Annotated in this window: 16 protein-coding genes; 8 read left to right on the top strand and 8 right to left on the bottom strand. The window is 71.6% G+C overall.

Translation table 11 applies throughout. The annotated features are described in order from the left end of the window. The first annotated feature begins 11 nt into the window (after window positions 1-11). Together I2W78_RS36250 and I2W78_RS36245 are read left to right on the top strand one after the other, a co-directional pair. Entirely contained in the window at window positions 12-1,232 is a 1,221-nt protein-coding gene (locus tag I2W78_RS36250; protein WP_196464988.1) for an acyl-CoA dehydrogenase family protein, read from the top strand. Then, entirely contained in the window at window positions 1,229-2,344 is a 1,116-nt protein-coding gene (locus I2W78_RS36245) for an acyl-CoA dehydrogenase family protein (protein ID WP_196464987.1), read from the top strand. Before I2W78_RS36250 ends, I2W78_RS36245 begins: the two co-directional genes overlap by 4 nt. A 46-nt stretch (window positions 2,345-2,390) precedes the next feature. Here the strand turns inward: I2W78_RS36245 and I2W78_RS36240 are convergent, their stop codons facing one another. The 6 genes from I2W78_RS36240 to I2W78_RS36215 are packed head-to-tail and all read right to left on the bottom strand — an operon-like array spanning window position 2,391 to window position 7,768. Then, window positions 2,391-3,548 (bottom strand): acyl-CoA dehydrogenase family protein, encoded by a 1,158-nt coding sequence (locus I2W78_RS36240; protein WP_196464986.1) that lies wholly within the window; start codon window positions 3,546-3,548, stop codon window positions 2,391-2,393. 9 nt (window positions 3,549-3,557) lie between these two features. Next, window positions 3,558-4,106, bottom strand: a complete 549-nt coding sequence (locus tag I2W78_RS36235) for a DoxX family protein (RefSeq protein ID WP_196464985.1) — start codon at window positions 4,104-4,106, stop codon at window positions 3,558-3,560. Further along, entirely contained in the window at window positions 4,103-5,014 is a 912-nt protein-coding gene (locus I2W78_RS36230) for an SDR family NAD(P)-dependent oxidoreductase (protein ID WP_196464984.1), read from the bottom strand. Before I2W78_RS36230 ends, I2W78_RS36235 begins: the two co-directional genes overlap by 4 nt. A gap of 3 nt (window positions 5,015-5,017) precedes the next feature. Then, window positions 5,018-6,184 carry a CaiB/BaiF CoA transferase family protein gene (locus I2W78_RS36225; protein WP_196464983.1) on the bottom strand — a complete coding sequence of 389 codons (1,167 nt, stop codon included), beginning with the start codon at window positions 6,182-6,184 and terminating at the stop codon, window positions 5,018-5,020. 47 nt (window positions 6,185-6,231) lie between these two features. Further along, window positions 6,232-7,011: an enoyl-CoA hydratase/isomerase family protein gene (locus I2W78_RS36220; protein WP_196464982.1), complete on the bottom strand. Its 780-nt coding sequence runs from the start codon at window positions 7,009-7,011 to the stop codon at window positions 6,232-6,234. 1 nt (window position 7,012) lies between these two features. Then, window positions 7,013-7,768, bottom strand: coding sequence for an SDR family NAD(P)-dependent oxidoreductase (locus I2W78_RS36215; RefSeq protein ID WP_196464981.1), 756 nt, complete (start codon window positions 7,766-7,768; stop codon window positions 7,013-7,015). Window positions 7,769-7,869: 101 nt separating this feature from the next. Here I2W78_RS36215 and I2W78_RS36210 point away from each other — a divergent pair, with 101 nt between their 5' ends. From I2W78_RS36210 to I2W78_RS36185, 6 genes are all read left to right on the top strand, one after another. After that, window positions 7,870-9,012, top strand: a complete 1,143-nt coding sequence (locus tag I2W78_RS36210; RefSeq protein ID WP_196464980.1) for an acyl-CoA dehydrogenase family protein — start codon at window positions 7,870-7,872, stop codon at window positions 9,010-9,012. A 129-nt stretch (window positions 9,013-9,141) separates the two neighbouring features. Next, window positions 9,142-10,632, top strand: a complete 1,491-nt coding sequence (locus I2W78_RS36205; protein WP_196464979.1) for an aldehyde dehydrogenase family protein — start codon at window positions 9,142-9,144, stop codon at window positions 10,630-10,632. A 24-nt stretch (window positions 10,633-10,656) separates the two neighbouring features. After that, window positions 10,657-12,222, top strand: coding sequence for an AMP-binding protein (locus tag I2W78_RS36200; RefSeq protein ID WP_196464978.1), 1,566 nt, complete (start codon window positions 10,657-10,659; stop codon window positions 12,220-12,222). 4 nt (window positions 12,223-12,226) lie between these two features. Continuing rightward, entirely contained in the window at window positions 12,227-13,381 is a 1,155-nt protein-coding gene (locus I2W78_RS36195; protein ID WP_196464977.1) for a thiolase family protein, read from the top strand. Beyond that, window positions 13,378-13,770, top strand: a complete 393-nt coding sequence (locus I2W78_RS36190) for a Zn-ribbon domain-containing OB-fold protein (protein WP_196464976.1) — start codon at window positions 13,378-13,380, stop codon at window positions 13,768-13,770. The genes I2W78_RS36195 and I2W78_RS36190 overlap by 4 nt, the downstream gene beginning before the upstream one ends. 17 nt (window positions 13,771-13,787) lie before the next feature. Further along, entirely contained in the window at window positions 13,788-14,537 is a 750-nt protein-coding gene (locus I2W78_RS36185; RefSeq protein WP_307784022.1) for a FadR/GntR family transcriptional regulator, read from the top strand. Between the two features lie 47 nt (window positions 14,538-14,584). On the opposite strand, the gene I2W78_RS36180 is transcribed toward I2W78_RS36185, so the two are convergent. Both I2W78_RS36180 and I2W78_RS36175 read right to left on the bottom strand, forming a co-directional pair. Continuing rightward, window positions 14,585-15,610, bottom strand: a complete 1,026-nt coding sequence (locus I2W78_RS36180) for an LLM class F420-dependent oxidoreductase (RefSeq protein ID WP_196464974.1) — start codon at window positions 15,608-15,610, stop codon at window positions 14,585-14,587. Next, window positions 15,607-16,749: an acyl-CoA dehydrogenase family protein gene (locus I2W78_RS36175; RefSeq protein WP_196464973.1), complete on the bottom strand. Its 1,143-nt coding sequence runs from the start codon at window positions 16,747-16,749 to the stop codon at window positions 15,607-15,609. Before I2W78_RS36175 ends, I2W78_RS36180 begins: the two co-directional genes overlap by 4 nt. Window positions 16,750-16,767 lie beyond the last annotated feature (18 nt).

Raw genomic sequence — 16,767 nt, 5'->3', positions numbered from 1 at the left:
AGGGAACCGCTATGGAACAGGACACGCAGGACTTCGCCGCCGAAGCGCGCAGCTTCCTCGACGCGCACGCGACCAAGGCCCCCGACCGCGCGGCCCGCACCTGGGGGCAGGGCGACGACTCGATGGCGTACTTCAGCAGCCTCCCGCCCGAGCAGGAGGCCGAGCAGGTGCGGCGGGCGCGCGAGTGGCAGCGGATCCGCTACGAGAACGGCTTCGGCTGGATCACGGGCCCGCCCGAGTACGGCGGCCGGGGCCTGACCCCCGTCCATGATCTCGTCTACGACGCCATCGAGTCGGAGTACGACGTCCCGGACACCGGCGTCCTCGGTGTGGTCGGCCTCGGTATGATCGGGCCCACGATCCTCGCCCACGCCCAGCCCCACATCAAGGAACGCTGGCTGCCCGCGATGTACCGCGGAGACGCCATCGCCTGCCAGCTGTTCAGCGAGCCCGACGCGGGATCCGACCTGGCGAGCGTGACGACCCGGGCCGTCCGTGAGGGCGAGGAGTGGGTGCTGAGCGGGCAGAAGGTGTGGACGTCGGTCGCCCAGCACAGCGATGTGGGCCTCGCCCTGACCCGCACCGACCCCGAGGCGCCCAAGCATCGCGGCATCACGGCCTTCCTGGTCCCCATGGACGCGCCCGGCGTCGAGGTCCGCCCGCTGCGGCAGATGACCGGTGGCGCCGACTTCAACGAGGTCTTCCTCACCGACGTCCGCGTCCCCGACGACCACCGCCTCGGCGAGATCGACGGCGGCTGGACGGTCGCCCTGACCACCCTGATGAACGAGCGCGACACGGTCGGTTCCGAGGGCGCGGGCCCAGTGGCCGCCGCCCTGTCCCCGGACCATCTCTCGGCGCTCATGCGCGCCACCTGGACCTGGGACGACCGAGCCCTGCGCGCCCGCCTCGGCGAACTCCTCGTCGACGTCCTCGCCACCGGCCATCTCAACGCCCGCGCCCAGCGCAGCCTGCGGGCGGGCGTCGCCCCCGGCCCCGAAAGGTCCGTCGCCAAGCTGATGTACGGTCAGAACCTCACCCGGGCCGCCCACTTCGTCGGCGACTGCCTCGGCCCGCGTCTCATCGCCGACACCGGTCAGTGGGGCACGTACGCCTGGTCCGAACTCCTCCTGGCCACCCCGGCCCTGCGCATCCTCGGGGGCACCGAGGAGATCATGAAGAACATCCTCGCGGAACGGGTCCTCGGTCTGCCCAAGGAGGCACGCGCATGAGCGCCGACGCAAGTGGACTGAGGGAACTCCGGGCCTCCGTAGGGGAGTTCATGGCGGCGAAGTCGCCCGAGGAAGCCGTGCGCAAGCTCATGGAGAGCGAGCCGCGCTTCGACCCGGACGTGTGGTCCCAGGCCGCCGACCAACTGCGACTGCCCGCCCTGGCCATCCCGGAGGAGTACGGCGGCGACGGCTTCGGACCGGTCGAACTCGGTGTCGTACTGGAGGAGATGGGCCGCGCCCTGTTCTGCTCGCCGTTCTTCTCGACGGTCGTGCTCGCCGCCCAGGCGCTGCTGGCCTCGGGGGACTCGGAGGCCTGCGCGCGTCATCTCCCCGGCATCGCGGCAGGGCGGACCATGGCCACCCTCGCGGTCGCCGAGGAAGGCGGCTCGTGGGATCCGGCGCTGATCTCCACACGTGCGGTTGCGGACGCAGACGGTGGCTGGAAGCTCAGCGGCCGCAAGGGCTTCGTTATCGACGGGACGACGGCCGACCTGATCCTCGTCGTCGCCCGCACGGTCGCCGGTCCTTCGTTCTTCGCGGTCGACCGGGCAGCGCCGGGCGTGACGGCCGAGGCGATGGAGACTCTGGACGCCACCCGGACGCTGGCCCGGCTGACGTTCGACGCCGTGCCCGCGACGCCCGTCGGTCCGGACGGGGCGGGCGGGCGGATCATGGCCAAGGTCCTGGACGTGGCCTCGGTGGGGCTGGCCGCCGAACAGGCGGGCGGGGCGCGCAGGTGCCTGGAGATGAGCGTCGAGCACGCCCGCACCCGGCACCAGTTCGGCCGGCCGATCGGTTCCTTCCAGGCCGTCAAGCACAAGTGCGCCGACATGCTCGTCCAGGTGGAACTGGCCGAGGCATCCGCCCGGGAGGCGGCGCTGCTGGCCGCCGGCGACGCGCCGGACTTCCCGGTGGCCGCCGCCGTGGCACACGCGTGCTGCTCACGGGCGTACATGGTCGCCGCCATGGAGAACATCCAGGTCCACGGCGGCATCGGCTTCACCTGGGAGCACCCGGCCCATCTGTACTTCCGCCGGGCCAAGTCCTCGCAGTTGCTCTTCGGAGGTCCGGCCATCTACCACGAGCGGCTGCTGGACCGGCTCGGCATCTGAGGACAGCAACGGGGGCGGGGCGGCGACCTGGAGTCGCCGCCCCGTCTCAGCCGCGCGCCGCCTCTCCCAGCAGCGCCTTCGCGATGATGACCTGCTGGATCTGGCTGGTGCCCTCGTAGATACGGAACAGCCGGGCGTCCCGGTAGAAGCGCTCGACGGCGACCCCGCGCATATAGCCCGCCCCGCCGTGGATCTGCACCGCGCGGTCCGCGACCCGCCACACCATCTCGCTGGCGAAGTACTTCGTACAGGACGGGCCGATCTTGGAGTCGGTACCGGCGTCGAAGGCGCGAGCGGCCTCAAGGACCGTGGCCCGGCCGGCGTAGTAGTCGGTCATCGAGTCGGCGATCAGGCCCTGCACCAGCTGGAACGAACCGATGAGCTTGCCGGACTGGCGGCGCGTACGGGCGTACTCCACCGACTCGTCGACCAGCCGCTCGGCCATGCCCACGCACAGCGACGAGATGTGCAGCCGGCCGTGCGCTATGCAGCCCATCGCCGTGGCGAAGCCCCGGTTCAGACCGTCCTCGCCGCCGACCAGGGCGGAGGCCGGGACGCGTACGTCGTCGAAGTGGACATCCGCTGTCCACGCCCCGAACTGGCCCATCTTGTGGTCCCGGGGCGCCACGGTCAGCCCCGGAGTGCCCGCCGGGACCAGGAAGGTCGAGATGCCCCGGGTGCGGGGGGCGTCGGGATCGGTGCGGGCGAAGACCATGAAGACGTCGGCGAGCGGGGCGTTGGTGATGTACCGCTTGGCGCCGTTGATCACCCAGTCGTCGCCGTCCAGGTGAGCACGTGTGGTGAGCGTCGACGGGTCGGATCCCGCCTCGGGCTCGGTGAGCGCGAACGACGCCAGGACCTCACCGGAGGCGATTCTCGGCAGCCACTCGGTCTTCTGCTCCTCGGTGCCGCCGACCATCAGAACGTGTCCGGCGATGCCGTTGTTCGTCCCGAACATGGAGCGCAGGGACGGGGTCGTGTACCCCAGTTCGAACATCAACTGGGCTTCCTCGTACATCGACAGGCCCAGTCCGCCGTACTCCTCGGGCAGCGCGAAGCCGAACAGACCCATCTTCTTCGCCGCCTCGCGGATCTCGGCGGGCATCTCGTCCTTCTCGTCGATCTCCGCCTCCAGCGGCACGACGCGCTCCCGCACGAAACGCCGGACCTCGGACAGCACCGAGCTGAAGTCATCCGCGTCCATGTCACTCCCTCACTGGTTCTTGTCCGGGTCGTCCGGCGTTCGTTCCGGGTCGTCCGGCTTCTGTTCCGGCTCGTCCGGCCGGTAGCACACCGCCAGCAGCCCCGCCGCGCTCGCCGTGCCGACCGCCGCCGCCAGCAACGCGGGCCCAGCGCCCGCCCGTTGCCGCCCCAGCAGGCCGTCGATCGAGTAGCGGCCGTTGCCGAGCGCCGCCAGCGCCACCGCCGCGCCGCCCACGACACCGACGTACTCCCAGCCGCCCTTGAAGACGAAGAAGCCCTTGCCGCGGTGGTCGGTGCGCGCGGCCACGGTCATCAGACCGACCGTCGCGGCGGCGGGCAGCGGGCCCGCGGCGCCCAGCGTCAGGCCCAGTCCCGCCGCCATCTCGGTCCCGGCCGCCATGCGCGCGTGCACCGCGGCGGGCTTCAGCCCCAGGGCCTCGAACCAGCCCGTCGTGCCCTCGATCCCGCCCGGCCCGTTGACCTTGTTCCAGCCGTGCGCGAAGAGCATCGGGCCGAGCGTCGCGCGGAGCGTCAGCGCGGCCAGGTCGTGGGCCTTCACTGACCGACTCCCGTGGCGCGCCCGGCGGGTGCGACGCCGTACAACCGGGGTACGGCCTCGACGAGTTCCCCGGGCGTCAGGGCCTGCCCCGAACGGCTGGGGTACACGCCCGCCACGGTCCAGCCCTGCAGCCTGTTCAGCCGGTTGCCCTCGATGCGCAGCACCTGTCCGGTCAGCCAGGACGCGGCGTCCGAGGCCAAGTAGACGACGACGCCGGAGGCGTTGGCCGGGTCGCGCGGGTCGAAGCCGTCCGTGGACGCCAGGCCGGCGCCGACCTCCAGTCCCTCGGTCATCCGCGTGGCCGCGATCGGCGAGACGGCGTTCGCGGTGACGCCGTAGCGGCGCATCTCCAGGGCGGTGAGGACGGTGAGCCCGGCTATCCCGGCCTTCGCGGCGCCGTAGTTGGCCTGCCCCTGGTTGCCGAACAGGCCGGTCCCGGACGTCGTGTTGATGATGCGGCCCGCGACCGGCTCACCCCGCTTCGACGCCTCCCGCCAGTACGCGCAGGCGTGCCGGGTGAGCGCGAACGTGCCCTTGAGATGCACCGCGATCACCGCGTCGAACTCGGCCTCGGTCATCGAGAACAGCATGCGGTCGCGCACGATCCCGGCGTTGTTCACGACGATGTCGAGCCGCCCGAACTGTGCGACGGTGTCCGCGACCATGGCCTCGGTCGCCGCCCAGTCCGTCACCGACGCGTGGTCGGCGACCGCCCGGCCGCCGAGCTTGGTGATCTCGGTGACGACGTCGTCGGCGGGGGAGTCGCCGGTCCGCTCACCGTGCACGCCCGAGCCGAGGTCGTTCACGACCACGGTCGCGCCGGCCTCCGCGAGGGCCAGGCAATGCGCCCGGCCCAGGCCCCTGCCGCCACCCGTCACGATGGCGACCTTGTCGTCGAGGATGCCCACGCCCTACCTCCCAGTCCGTCCCAGCTCGTCGAGTACTTCGGCGGTGTGCTCACCCAGCGTCGGCGCGCCGGAGCGCGGCTTGTCGTCCACGCCCCAGAAGCCGACCGGGGTCGCCACCGTCCTCAGCGGCGGCGCGTCGCCCATGCCGGGCTGCTCCACGAACGCCCCCACCGCCTCCGCCTGCGGATCGGCGGACACCTCCGCCAAGGTCTGCACGGGCGCCCACCACACGCCCTCGGCGTCGAACCGCGCCGCCCACTCCTCCAGCGGCCGCTTCGCGAACTCCTCGTCGAACACGGCGATCAGCTCACGCACGTGCGCCCGCCGGGCCTTGCCGGTGGCGAACCGCTCGTCGGCCGACAGGTCCTCGCGGTTCAGCGCCTTGACGACCCCGGGCCAGTGCCGGTTGCCCTCCAGGCCGACGAGCCAGAACCAGCGGTCGTCGGCGGCCCGGTAGCAGTTGTAGAGCGGGGACTCGTGCTCGCTGCGGTGGCGGGTACGGCCGCGTTTGCCGAAGAAGTTCTGCAGGGCGAGGTCGTTGCCGTTCGCGTACGTCCCCGACCGCAGCAGCGACACGTCCACCACGCCGCCCTCGCCGGTGCGCTCGCGGCGCAGCAGGGCGGCCAGGACACCGGCCACCAGGTTGGACGCGGCCGTGCGGTCGCCGAGGCCGGGCCGGATGCCGGGCGGGGGCTCGCCGGCCGGGTTGAGCATGGCGGCGATGCCGGGGCGCGCCCAGAAGGCCGAGACGTCGTACCCGGCCCGGTCGCGCTCGGCGCCGGTCCAGCCGTACCCCGTCAACGTGCCGACGACCAGGCGGGGATGGCGGGCGCGCAGCTCGTCCGGTGCCAGGCCCAGCCGCTCCAGCGCGCCCGGACGGAGGTTGGTGACGAAGACGTCGGCGCGCTTCAGGAGCCGCTCCAGCACGTCCTTGCCGTCCTCCGATCGCAGGTCGAGGACGATCCCGCGCTTGCCGCGGTTGTCCGTCTCGAACGGGGGCTCGCTGTCGATGTCCTGGCCGACGTGCTTGAGCGTGTACCGGTTGGGGTCGCCGGTGGGCGCCTCCACCTTGATCACGTCCGCACCCCAGTCGGCCAGCATGGTGGCCGCGGCCGGGGCGGCCACCCACATGCCCAGCTCGACGACGGAAATGCCTTCCAGTGGCCGCACGGCCCACCTCCAGATACGCAGGGACGCGTACAGATTCGTAGGGACGCCTACACGCCGCGGAACTCGCCCGGGCGGCGCTCACGGAACGCATTGAGCCCCTCGGCCCGGTCCTCGGTGGAGAACAGCACCGTGACGGTCTCCCGCTCGTAGGCGATCGCCGACCCCAGGTCCATTCCGACGCCGTAGTCGATCAACCGCTTTCCCGCGGCGAGCGCCAGCGGTGCCCCGGCCGTCAGACCACCGGCCAGCTTCTCGGCCGCGGCGAGCGCTCCGCCGGGCTCCGCCAGCTCATTGACCAACCCGAGCTGCCAGGCGCGCTCGGCCTCGATCGGTTCACCGCTGAGGATCATCTGCTTGGCGATCGCCGGCGGCAGGAGGCGCGGCAGCCGCTGGGTACCGCCCGCCCCCGGCAGGACGCCCAGCTTCATCTCCGGCAGGCCCAGCCGGGCGCCCCGCTCCACCACCCGCAGGTCGCAGGCGAGCACCAGCTCCAGACCGCCGCCGAACGCGAACCCGTGGACGGCGGCCACCGAGGGCTTGGGGAAGTCCTCCAGGAGCGCGTACGCCTCGGTCAGGCGCCCCACGAAGTCCCGGAACTGGCCGGGTGCGGTGAACGACTCGATCTCCCCCAGGTCGGCGCCGGCGGAGAAGGCCCGGCCCGCTCCCGTCACGACCAGTGCGCGTACGTCGTCATCGTCGCGTATGCCCTCCAGCGCCTCGGTGAGTCGCCGCACGGTCTCGGAGCCGACGGCGTTGAGCCGCTCGGGCCGGTCCAGGGTCAACACGGCGAGCCGGTCGCGGAGTTCGACACGAAGCACGGTGCTCACCTCAGACCATCGTCAGACCGCCGCTGACCGACAGCGTCTGCCCGGTCAGGTAGGCGGCGTCGTCGGACGCGAGGAAGGCCACCACGCCGGCGATCTCGTCGGGCCGGGCGACGCGGCGCAGCGGGATGGCCCGCACGGTCGCGTCGTACATCTTCTGGCTGTACTCGGCGACCTGCCCGAGCAGCGCGGTGTCGGTCGGCCCGGGGCAGACGCTGTTCACGGTGATGCCGTGCCGGGCGACCTCGCGGGCGAGCGCCTTGCCGAAGGCGATGACGCCGCCCTTCGTCGCGGAGTACACGACCTCGCCGGAGGAGCCGACGCGGCCGGCGTCCGAGGCGATGTGGATGATCCGCCCGCCGTCGCGTTCGATCATCGAGTCGAGGACGGCCCGGGTCACGGTGATCGTCCCGCGCAGATTGACGGCGATGATCCGGTCCCAGGTCTCCTCGGTGCTGTCGACGAACCGGCCGATGACATCCACGGCCGCGTTGTTGACCAGCACGTCCACCGGCCCGAGTTCGGCCGTCACCCGCTCCACGGCCGTGCGTACGGCCGCGCTGTCGGAGATGTCCGCGCCCACGCCCAGCGCCCGCACCGTGTACCGCTCCGCCAGCCGCGCGGCGACCTTGTCCGCCGCCTCCGGATCCAGGTCGCAGACGGCGACCGCGGCTCCCTGGGCGGCGAGCCGGTCGGCGATCGCCTCGCCGATGCCACGCCCCGCCCCGGTGACGAGTGCCACCTTGTCCCGTACGCTCACGCGTCCTCCCTCGCCCGGGTCTGGAAACAGCGCTATCGTATAACTACTTCAGCTAAATAAGCGAGATGTCGAGTGCGTGAGACGCGGGAGCGGAGTCGAGCATGCGCCGTACGATCTTCACCGAGGAGCACGAGCTGTTCCGGCAGACGGCCCGCGCCTACTACCTGCGCGAATGCGCCCCGTACGCCGAGGAGTGGGAGCGTGCGGGTCAGGTCGGCCGGGACGCGTGGTTGGCCGCGGGCAAGGCCGGACTCATCGGCTGGCAGTTCCCCGAGGAGTACGGCGGTCAGGGGATCCGGGACTTCCGCTACAACGCGATCATGGCGGAGGAGATGGCGGCCACGGGTTCGGTCGGCATCGGGCTGGGCCTGCAGAACGACGTCATCCCGCCCTACCTGATGAACCTCACCACCCCAGAGCAGAAGGCCCGTTGGCTCCCCGGAGTGATCAGCGGCGAGATCATCTGCGCGCTCGCGCTGTCCGAGCCGGCCGCCGGATCCGACCTCAAGGGCATCCGGACCACCGCCCGCAGGGAAGGCGACGAGTGGGTGATCGACGGCTCCAAGACCTTCATCACCAACGGCATCCTGGCCGACCTGGTCATCGTCGCGTGCAAGACCGACCCGGACGCCGGGCACAAGGGCATCAGCCTGATCGTCGTGGAGCGCGGCGCCGAGGGGTTCGAGCGCGGGCGCAAGCTCGACAAGGTCGGGATGAAGGCCCAGGACACCGCCGAGCTCTTCTTCCACGAGGTCCGCGTACCCGCCGAGAACCTCATCGGGCAGGAGGGGCGCGGTTTCTACCACATGATGGGCAACCTTCCGACGGAGCGGCTGGCCATCGCCGTCTCCTCGCTCGCGGCGGCGGAGCGGGCGTATGAGCTGGCACTGGAGTACGCCAAGACCCGCACGGCCTTCGGCCGGCCGATCGGCGAGTTCCAGGCCAACCGCTTCGCCCTCGCCGACGCCAAGGCCAAGCTGGGCGTCGCGCGGGTGTATCTGGACGGCTGCATCATGGCGCTGGTCGACGGCGAGTTCACCGCCGAGGAGGCCGCGGCCGCCAAGTACTGGACCTCCGAGACCGGTTGGGAGGTCATCGACCGCTGCATGCAGCTCTTCGGCGGCTACGGCTATGTCAACGAGTACGAGATCGCCCGGATCTGGCGGGACAGCCGGGTGCAGCGGGTGTTCGGCGGCACGTCGGAGATCATGCAGGAGATCGTCGGGCGGTCGCTGGGGCTGTGAGCGGGCCGGGCCGTGAGGGGCGGTGAGAGGCGCCGAGCGCGGGCACGGCGCGGGCATTGATTGGTTCGGCTAAATAGGTTATCTATTTAAGCTGTACGCTTGTCAGGGCAGCGGGCTCCGGGAGGCACCGTGGTCACGGTCGACGTGAAGCTGCACCAGCAAAGAGCCGAGCAGGATCTGCCGCGCCCCAGGCTCGTCATCGGCGGCAAGGATCTCCACGAGGCGAGCGGCGGCCTCCACGAGCACATCAACCCCGCCACCGGGCTGGTCCAGGCCCGTATCCCGCTCGCGGGGCCCGCCGAGGTGGACCGGGCGGTGGCGGCGGCCCGTCAGGCCTTCGAGGTCTGGGGGTCCATGCGCCCGGCCGAGCGGCGCCGCCTGCTCACCCGCTTCGCCCAGCTGATCCGCGACCACATCCCCGACTTCGCGGCGATCTGCCCGCTGGAGAACGGCGTCTGCATCGGCGGCTGGGCCGACAACGTCGGACCGCACGTCGCCGAGTGGACCGAGTACTACGCCGGCTGGGCGGACAAGATCGAGGGCATCGTCGGCGCGGCCCACAGCCCGCACGAGAACGTCGAGTACACCCTCGCCGAGCCGTACGGCGTCATCGGCCACATCATCACCTGGAACTCGCCCGCCCTGTCGCTGGCGATGAAGGTCCCGCCCGCGCTCGCCGCCGGCAACACGGTCGTGATCAAACCGGCCGAGTCCACCCCGTTCTCCGCCCTGCTCTTCGCCGACCTGGCCCGCGAGGCGGGCATACCCGAGGGCGTCGTCAACGTCGTCACCGGGCTCGGCGACGCGGGCGAGGCCCTGGTGGCGCACCCGGGCGTGGACAAGATCTCCTTCACGGGCGGCCCCGCCACCGCCCGCCGCATCATGGCGACCGCCGCCCAGAGCCTCAAGCCCGTCCTGTTCGAGCTGGGCGGCAAGTCCGCCAACCTGCTCTTCGCCGACACCGACCTGGACACGGTCGTGCCGTACTGCGCGGCCTTCGCGATGAGCAACACCGGCCAGGGCTGCGCGCTGCCGACCCGGCTGCTGGTGGAGCGGCCGATCTACGACGAGGTCGTGGCGCGCGTGACCGGGGTCGTAGCCCACCTCCCCGTCGGCGACCCGCTCGACCCGACGACGTACATAGGCCCCCTCGTCAACGCCGCCGCCCGTGACCGAGTGCAGAGCGTCATCAACAAGGCGCTCGAAGATCGAGCCGGCAGGCTGGTGTACGGCGGTGAACGCATCGACACCGACGGCTACTTCGTCACCCCGACCGTCTTCGCCGACGTCGACAACCGCAGCGACCTCGCCCAGCACGAGATCTTCGGCCCGGTCCTCGCCATCACCCCGTTCGACACCGAGGACGAGGCGGTCTCCCTCGCCAACGACACCGAGTACGGGCTGTCCGCGTACATCCAGTCCCGCGACATCGCGCGGGTCAACCGTCTGGTACCGCGCCTGAAGGCCGGCACGGTCTACGTCAACCCCGGCCCGAACCCGATCACTTCACCCGCCACGCCCTTCGGAGGCGTGGGCATCAGTGGCTTCGGCCGCGAGGGCGGTCGGGCCGGACTCGACGAGTTCATCAACGTCAAGGGCGTCGGCGTAGCCCGCGTCTGACGAAACCTCACAGGAGCGATCGACGTGAATCCCGCCCGCCGCCTGACGTTCGGCGACATCATCCGCGAGCACCGCAGGTCCTTCCCCGACCGCGTCGCCCTGGTCGACGGCGACGTCCGCCTGACCTGGCCGCGGCTCGACGAACGCACCAACCGACTGGCCCACGCCCTCACGGATGCCGGGGTCGGCCCCGGCGACCGGATCCTGTGGCTGGGCCAGAACTCCTTCCGCATCTGGGAACTGCTCGGCGCCGCAGCGAAGATCGGCGCCATGGTCTGCCCGGGGTACTGGCGCTGGGCCGCCCCCGAAATGGCGTTCGCGGTCGAGGACTTCGACCCCCGGGTCGTGGTCTGGCAGGACGAGGAGATTGGCGACACCGTCAGCAAGGCCCGCGCCGAACTGGGCAGCGACCACCGGGCGTTGTGGCTGCGGCACGACACCGAGGGCCCCGACTCGTACGAGTCGTTCCTCGCCTCCGGCTCACCCGAGAACCCGGCCGCCGACGTCGACCCCGACTCCGCCCTCCTGGTCATCTACACGGCGGCGATCTCCGGCCGGCAGTCCGGCTCGATGCTCTCGCACCGCAACCTGCTCGCGATGGGCACGAACGCCGCCTGGATGGGTGACATCGGCGCCGAGACCGCGTTCCTCGGCGCCGGGCCCATGTTCCACATCGGCAATTACCAGTTCTGGGGCGTCCCGGCCTTCGTGCACGGCGGCAAGAACGTGATCGTCCGCCGGGTGGTCGCCGAGGAACTGCTCCCGCTGCTGGCGGCGGAGCACTGCACCCACGCCTACCTGATGCCGCCGACCATCGCGCAGCTCGTCGAGCTGAACCGCGAGGCCGGGCACGACCTGTCCCACCTGCGGGCGAGTGTCGCCGCGCCGCTGTGGCAGGGCACCGTGCCCACCGACACCAGCCGCTTCACCCGCAACGGCGGCGGAGAGGGCCGAGGCTACGGGCAGACGGAGGTGACCGGCTTCGCCGTGACCGGCGCCTACGGGGGCAGCGGTCTCGGCAACGCGGGACGGCCCGGTCCCTTCACGGCCGTACGCATACTCGACGAGCGGGGTGAGGAGTGCGAGGTCGGCGAGATCTGCGTGCGCGGCGACCTCGTGCACCTCGGCTACTGGAACCGGCCCGAGATCAACGAGCAGCGCTTCCGCTTCGGTTGGTGGCACACCACCGACCTCGGCCGGCGCGAGCCCGACGGCACGATCAGCTTCCTCGGCACGACGACCCGCATGCTCAAGTCGGCGGCCGAGAACATCTTCCCCGCCGAGGTCGAGAACTGCATCGAGTCGCACCCCGCGGTCAAGGAGGCCGCGGTGATCGGCGTGCCCAACGAGCGCTGGGCGCAGGACGTCAAGGCGGTCGTCGTACTGCACCCGGACGCCGAGCCGGTCACGGAGGCGGACATCGTCGAGCACTGCCGGGCGCGGATCGCCTCGTACAAGAAGCCCAAGACCGTGGAGTTCATCGACGCGCTGCCCCGCACCAAGGACTTCGCCAAGGACTACGAGGCGCTCGACGAGCGCTTCGGCGGAGGCGGCTATCCGGGCGGGGCCACGCTGGGCGCGGGGCGGTGAGACCGTGACGGACGCCCGGCAGCCGGTCGTCGTCGGCGTGTACGCGACCGAGCAGGCGCTGTCGCTCCCGCACCGCGACGCGATGGACCTCGCTCTCGAAGCGGTCAGGGGCGCCATCGAGGACGCCGGGCTCGCGCCTTCGGACGTCGACGGCGCCCAGGTCGACTGGCCCGGGCCGGGCGGCGTACCCGGGGAAGGCAGTTCCTGGGCGCGCATGCTCGGCCGGGACCTGCGCTGGACCAGCGACTCGATGCTCGACAACGCCGGTTCGCGGGGCCTGCTGAAAGCGGCGGCGGCTGTACGGGCCGGGTTCGCCGACACGGTGGTCGTCGGCGGCTGCAAGCTGGTCTCGCGAGGGACGGGCCCCGTCGGGGCGGGCGTGCCGCTGGAGTTCGCCGACGTCTGGGGCAGCTACGTCGTCGCCCAGTTCGCGCTGGTGGCGGCACGGCACATGCACGAGTACGGCACGACCTCCCACCAGCTCGCGGAGGTCGCCGCCACGATCCGCAACAACGGCACGAGCAACCCGGAGGCGATGATGTACGGGCGCGGCCCGTACACCACCGACGACGTGCTCGCCTCCCGCATGGTGGCCACGCCCTTCCACCTGCTGGACTGCTGCATCGTCGGCGAGGGGGGCGCCGCCCTGGTGGTCACGACCGCCGAACGGGCCCGCGACCTGCCCCGCCCGCCCGTCGCGGTCCTCGGCGGCGGCATGGAGTACCACCAGGCGGCGTACGCCAACCCGGCGTTGTACCGGGAGGTCGGGCAGATCGGCCGGGACGCGGCCGACCGCGCCTATGCCATGGCCGGGGTGAGCCCGCACGACATCGACGTGTTCTCCCTCTACGACCCCAACTCCTTCGAGATCATCCGCCAGTTGGAGATTCTCGGGCTGTGCGGGGAGGGCGAGGGCGGACCACTGGCCGCGAGCGGAGCCATCGCCGTCGGCGGCAAGCATCCCGTCAATCCGGACGGCGGCTGTCTGTCGTACGCCTGGAACGGTACCCAGCAGATGACGCTCAAAGTCGTCGAGGCCGTACGGCAGTTGCGCGGCACCGGCGTCCATCAGGTCGACGGCGCCGAGCTGGCCGTCGTCGGCAACGCCGGGTCCGGGGCGCAGCACTACGAGATGAGCGTGCTGGGGAGGATGCGATGAGCCGTCCCGTGCCTGTCCCCACCGAGCTGTCCCGGCCGTTCTGGGACGCGGCCCGGCGCGGGGACCTGGTCGTCCCGCACTGCCCGAGCTGTGGCCTGCGCTTCTTCGTGCCCGAGCCCGCCTGCCCCGGCTGCATGTCGCGGGACTGGCGGTACGTGCCGAGCGCGGGCCGGGGGACCGTCTACTCGGTGACCGTCGTGCACCGGGCGCCCGGCCCCGGCTTCGACACGCCCTTCGCGCTGGCCGTCGTCGACCTGGACGACGGGGGCACCCTGCTCACGCACGTGGACGCCGGTGGCGTCGTCATCGGGATGCGCGTGCGGGTCGACTTCCGCGCCCTCACTGACGAGATCGCGCTGCCGTACTTCGTACCGGAGAACACTCACTGAGGGCGGAGGTGGGCGCGGTGGCGAACACGCCGGTCCGGGTCCCCAAGATGGCCGAGCTGGTGGCGGCACGGCTGCGCCGGATGATCGTGCGCGGCGAACTGACCGAGGGCGACGCGCTGCCGTCCGAGACGACGCTGATGGAGGAGTTCGAGGTCTCCCGTCCGACGCTGCGCGAGGCGTTCCGGGTGCTGGAGTCGGAGTCGCTGATCAGCGTGCGCCGGGGCGCTCGGGGCGGGGCGCGCGTGCAGGAGCCGGAGGGCACGGTGGCGGCGCGTTACGCGGGCGTGGTGCTGGAGTACCGGGGCACGACCCTCAAGGACGTGTACGACGCCCGTACGGTCATCGAGGCGCCGTGCGCCGGCCTGCTGGCCCAGCGGCGCACGGAGGAGGACCTCGAGCGGCTGCGGGATGCCGTCGCCGAGGCCGAGGGGCTCATGGACGACCCGTCCGCCTTCATCCGCGCCCACATGGAGTTCCACGCCCTCGTCGTCGAACTGGCGGGCAACGAGACGCTCGGCGTCCTCAACGGCATGGTCCGGCACATCATCGACCAGGCCAACTGGTCCCACGTCGACCTGGACGCGGGCAGCCCCGAGAACATCCGCGCCAACCGCCGCGGCTTCCGCGCCCACCGCGTACTGGTCGACCTGGTGGCCGCGCGGCGGTCCGAGGCCGCGGAGGAGCTGTGGCGGGTCCACCTCCAGGAGGCGGAGGACTATCTGCTGCAGAACAAGTCGATGACGACGGTCCTCGACCTGCTCGGGTGACGGGAGCCTGTCCGATGGGACAGCCGCTCCCACGGCCCATCCGGGCTCTAGTCGATCTCACGCAACTCCCGCACGACTGGCTCCCACACCCCGGCGTCGATCTCGTACGCCGTGTAGAAGGACACCCGGTCGACCAGCGCCCCGTACCGGCGCCGGATCTCTCCCGCCACCCGATCCGGCTCGGCGACGACGGCGAAGGCGTGCAGGACCTCGTCGTCGATGAGGCCGCCCATGGCCTCCCACTTGTCCTCGCGGGACGACTTCGACAGCGCGTGGAGCTCGTCGCCGAGTTCGCCCCAGCCGTGCAGCTCCAGGACGCCGCGATAGGCGGGGGTGCTGCCGTAGAACGCGATCTGCCGGCGGGTGCCGGCCACCGCGCGGGCCATCTCCTCCTCGGTGCGGCCGGTGGCGGTGAGGAGGAGGTGGGAGACGGAGAAGTCGGCGCGGGTACGGCCGGTGGCCGTCAGCCCGGCCTTGACCGTCGGCAGAGTGACCTCCCGCAGATACCGCTCGGTGGTGAAGCCGTGCGCGAGGAGCCCGTCCGCGACCTCGCCCGCGACCCGCGTCATCGCCTCCCCGACGGCGGCCACGTACACCTTCGGGGCGCCGCCGGGGGAGGGCGGCGGAGCGAAGAAGGGCGCCATGAGGGTGTGCGTGTAGAAGTCGCCGCGGAAGTCGAGCTTCTCGCCCTCGTTCCAGGCGGCCCAGATGGCGCGCAGCGCGCTCACGTACTCCCGCATCCGTGCGGCGGGCCGGCTCCAGGGCATCGAGAACCGCCGCTCGATGTGCGGCTTGATCTGGCTGCCGAGGCCGAGCGAGAAGCGCCCGCCGGAGTACGCCTGCAAGTCGTGGGCGGTGTACGCGAGTTGCATGGGCGAGCGGGCGAAGGCCACCGCGATGGCCGTGCCGACCTCCAGACGGTCGGTGTGTTCCGCCGCCAGCAGCAGCGGCAGGAACGGGTCGTGCTTGGACTCCGACGCCCACAGGCCGTCGTAGCCCGACTTCTCGTGGTGCCGGGCCTCCTCCACGACCTCCGCCGTGCCCCACACGTTGAGCTTGCCGTCGACCTTCATGCCGCTCCCTCGACCGTGACCGCGTCCAGTCCGATGCGCTGCGCGAGCCGTTCCCGGTGGAAGGCCGGGTCGCCGAACAGCAGTTGTGACGTCTTGGCCCGCTTGAGATACAGGTGGGCCGGGTGCTCCCAGGTGAAGCCGATGCCGCCGTGGACCTGGATGTTCTCCGCCGTCGCCTGCAGACAGGCATCCGAGCAGAACGCCTTGGCCAGACTCGCCACGGCGGGCAGGTCGGGGGCCTCGCTCTCGGCGGCGAGGAGCGCGTAGTGCGCGGCCGCGCGGGCCGACTCCACTTCGAGCAGGACGTCGGCCAGCAGGTGCTTCACGGCCTGGAAGGAGCCGATGGGCCGCCCGAACTGGTGGCGTACCTTGGCGTACTCCACCGCCATGTCGAGCGCCCGGGACGCCACCCCGACCTGCTCGGCGGCCAGCGCCACCGCCGCCCGGTCGAGGACCTCCGCGACCAGGTCCCAGCCGTCTCCGTGTGTCCGCAGCCGCGTTGCCGGTACGCCGGCGTAGTCGAGGCGCGCCTGTCGGCGGGTCGGGTCCAAGGTGGGCAGCGGCTCTCGCGTCAGCCCGGGTGCGTCGCCCTCCACGCAGAAGACGCCGATCCCGTCGTCGGTCCGGGCGACGGTGAGGACGACATCGGCGGCGGCGCCGTCGAGGACGAACATCTTGTGCCCGTCCAGCAGCCAACTCCCGCCCGATTCACGGGCGGTGAGCCGCACGCCTCGGGCGTCCCAGCGGGCGGAGTCCTCCGTCAGGGCAACCGTCGCGACGAGTTCGCCGGAGGCCAGTCCCGGCAGCAGACGCTTGCGTGCCTCCTCGTCGGCGCAGCGCAGCAGCGTGGTCGTCGCGAGCACGGCCGAGGACAGGAACGGCGCACACAGCAGCGCGCGGCCCATCTCCTCCATGACCACGCCCACTTCGACCGGCCCGCACCCGGCACCGCCGTACTCCTCGGGGACGGCCAGCCCCTGCAGACCCAGCTCCGTCCCCATCCGGCGCCACAAGGCCCGGTCGAAACCCTCCGGGGTCTCCATCAGCCGCCGTACCTCACCCTCGGGCGAGGTGTCCGCCAGGAACGCCCGTACCGTGCGCCCCAGTTCCTCCTGCTCCTCGCTGAACGCGAAGTCCATCCGACTGCCCCTCTCCGC

Origin of the sequence: Streptomyces spinoverrucosus, from assembly GCF_015712165.1 — a bacterium.
Lineage (GTDB): Bacteria > Actinomycetota > Actinomycetes > Streptomycetales > Streptomycetaceae > Streptomyces > Streptomyces spinoverrucosus_A.
Note: the sequence above shows the minus strand (reverse complement) of the source record. Positions and strands in the feature narration are given on the sequence as shown.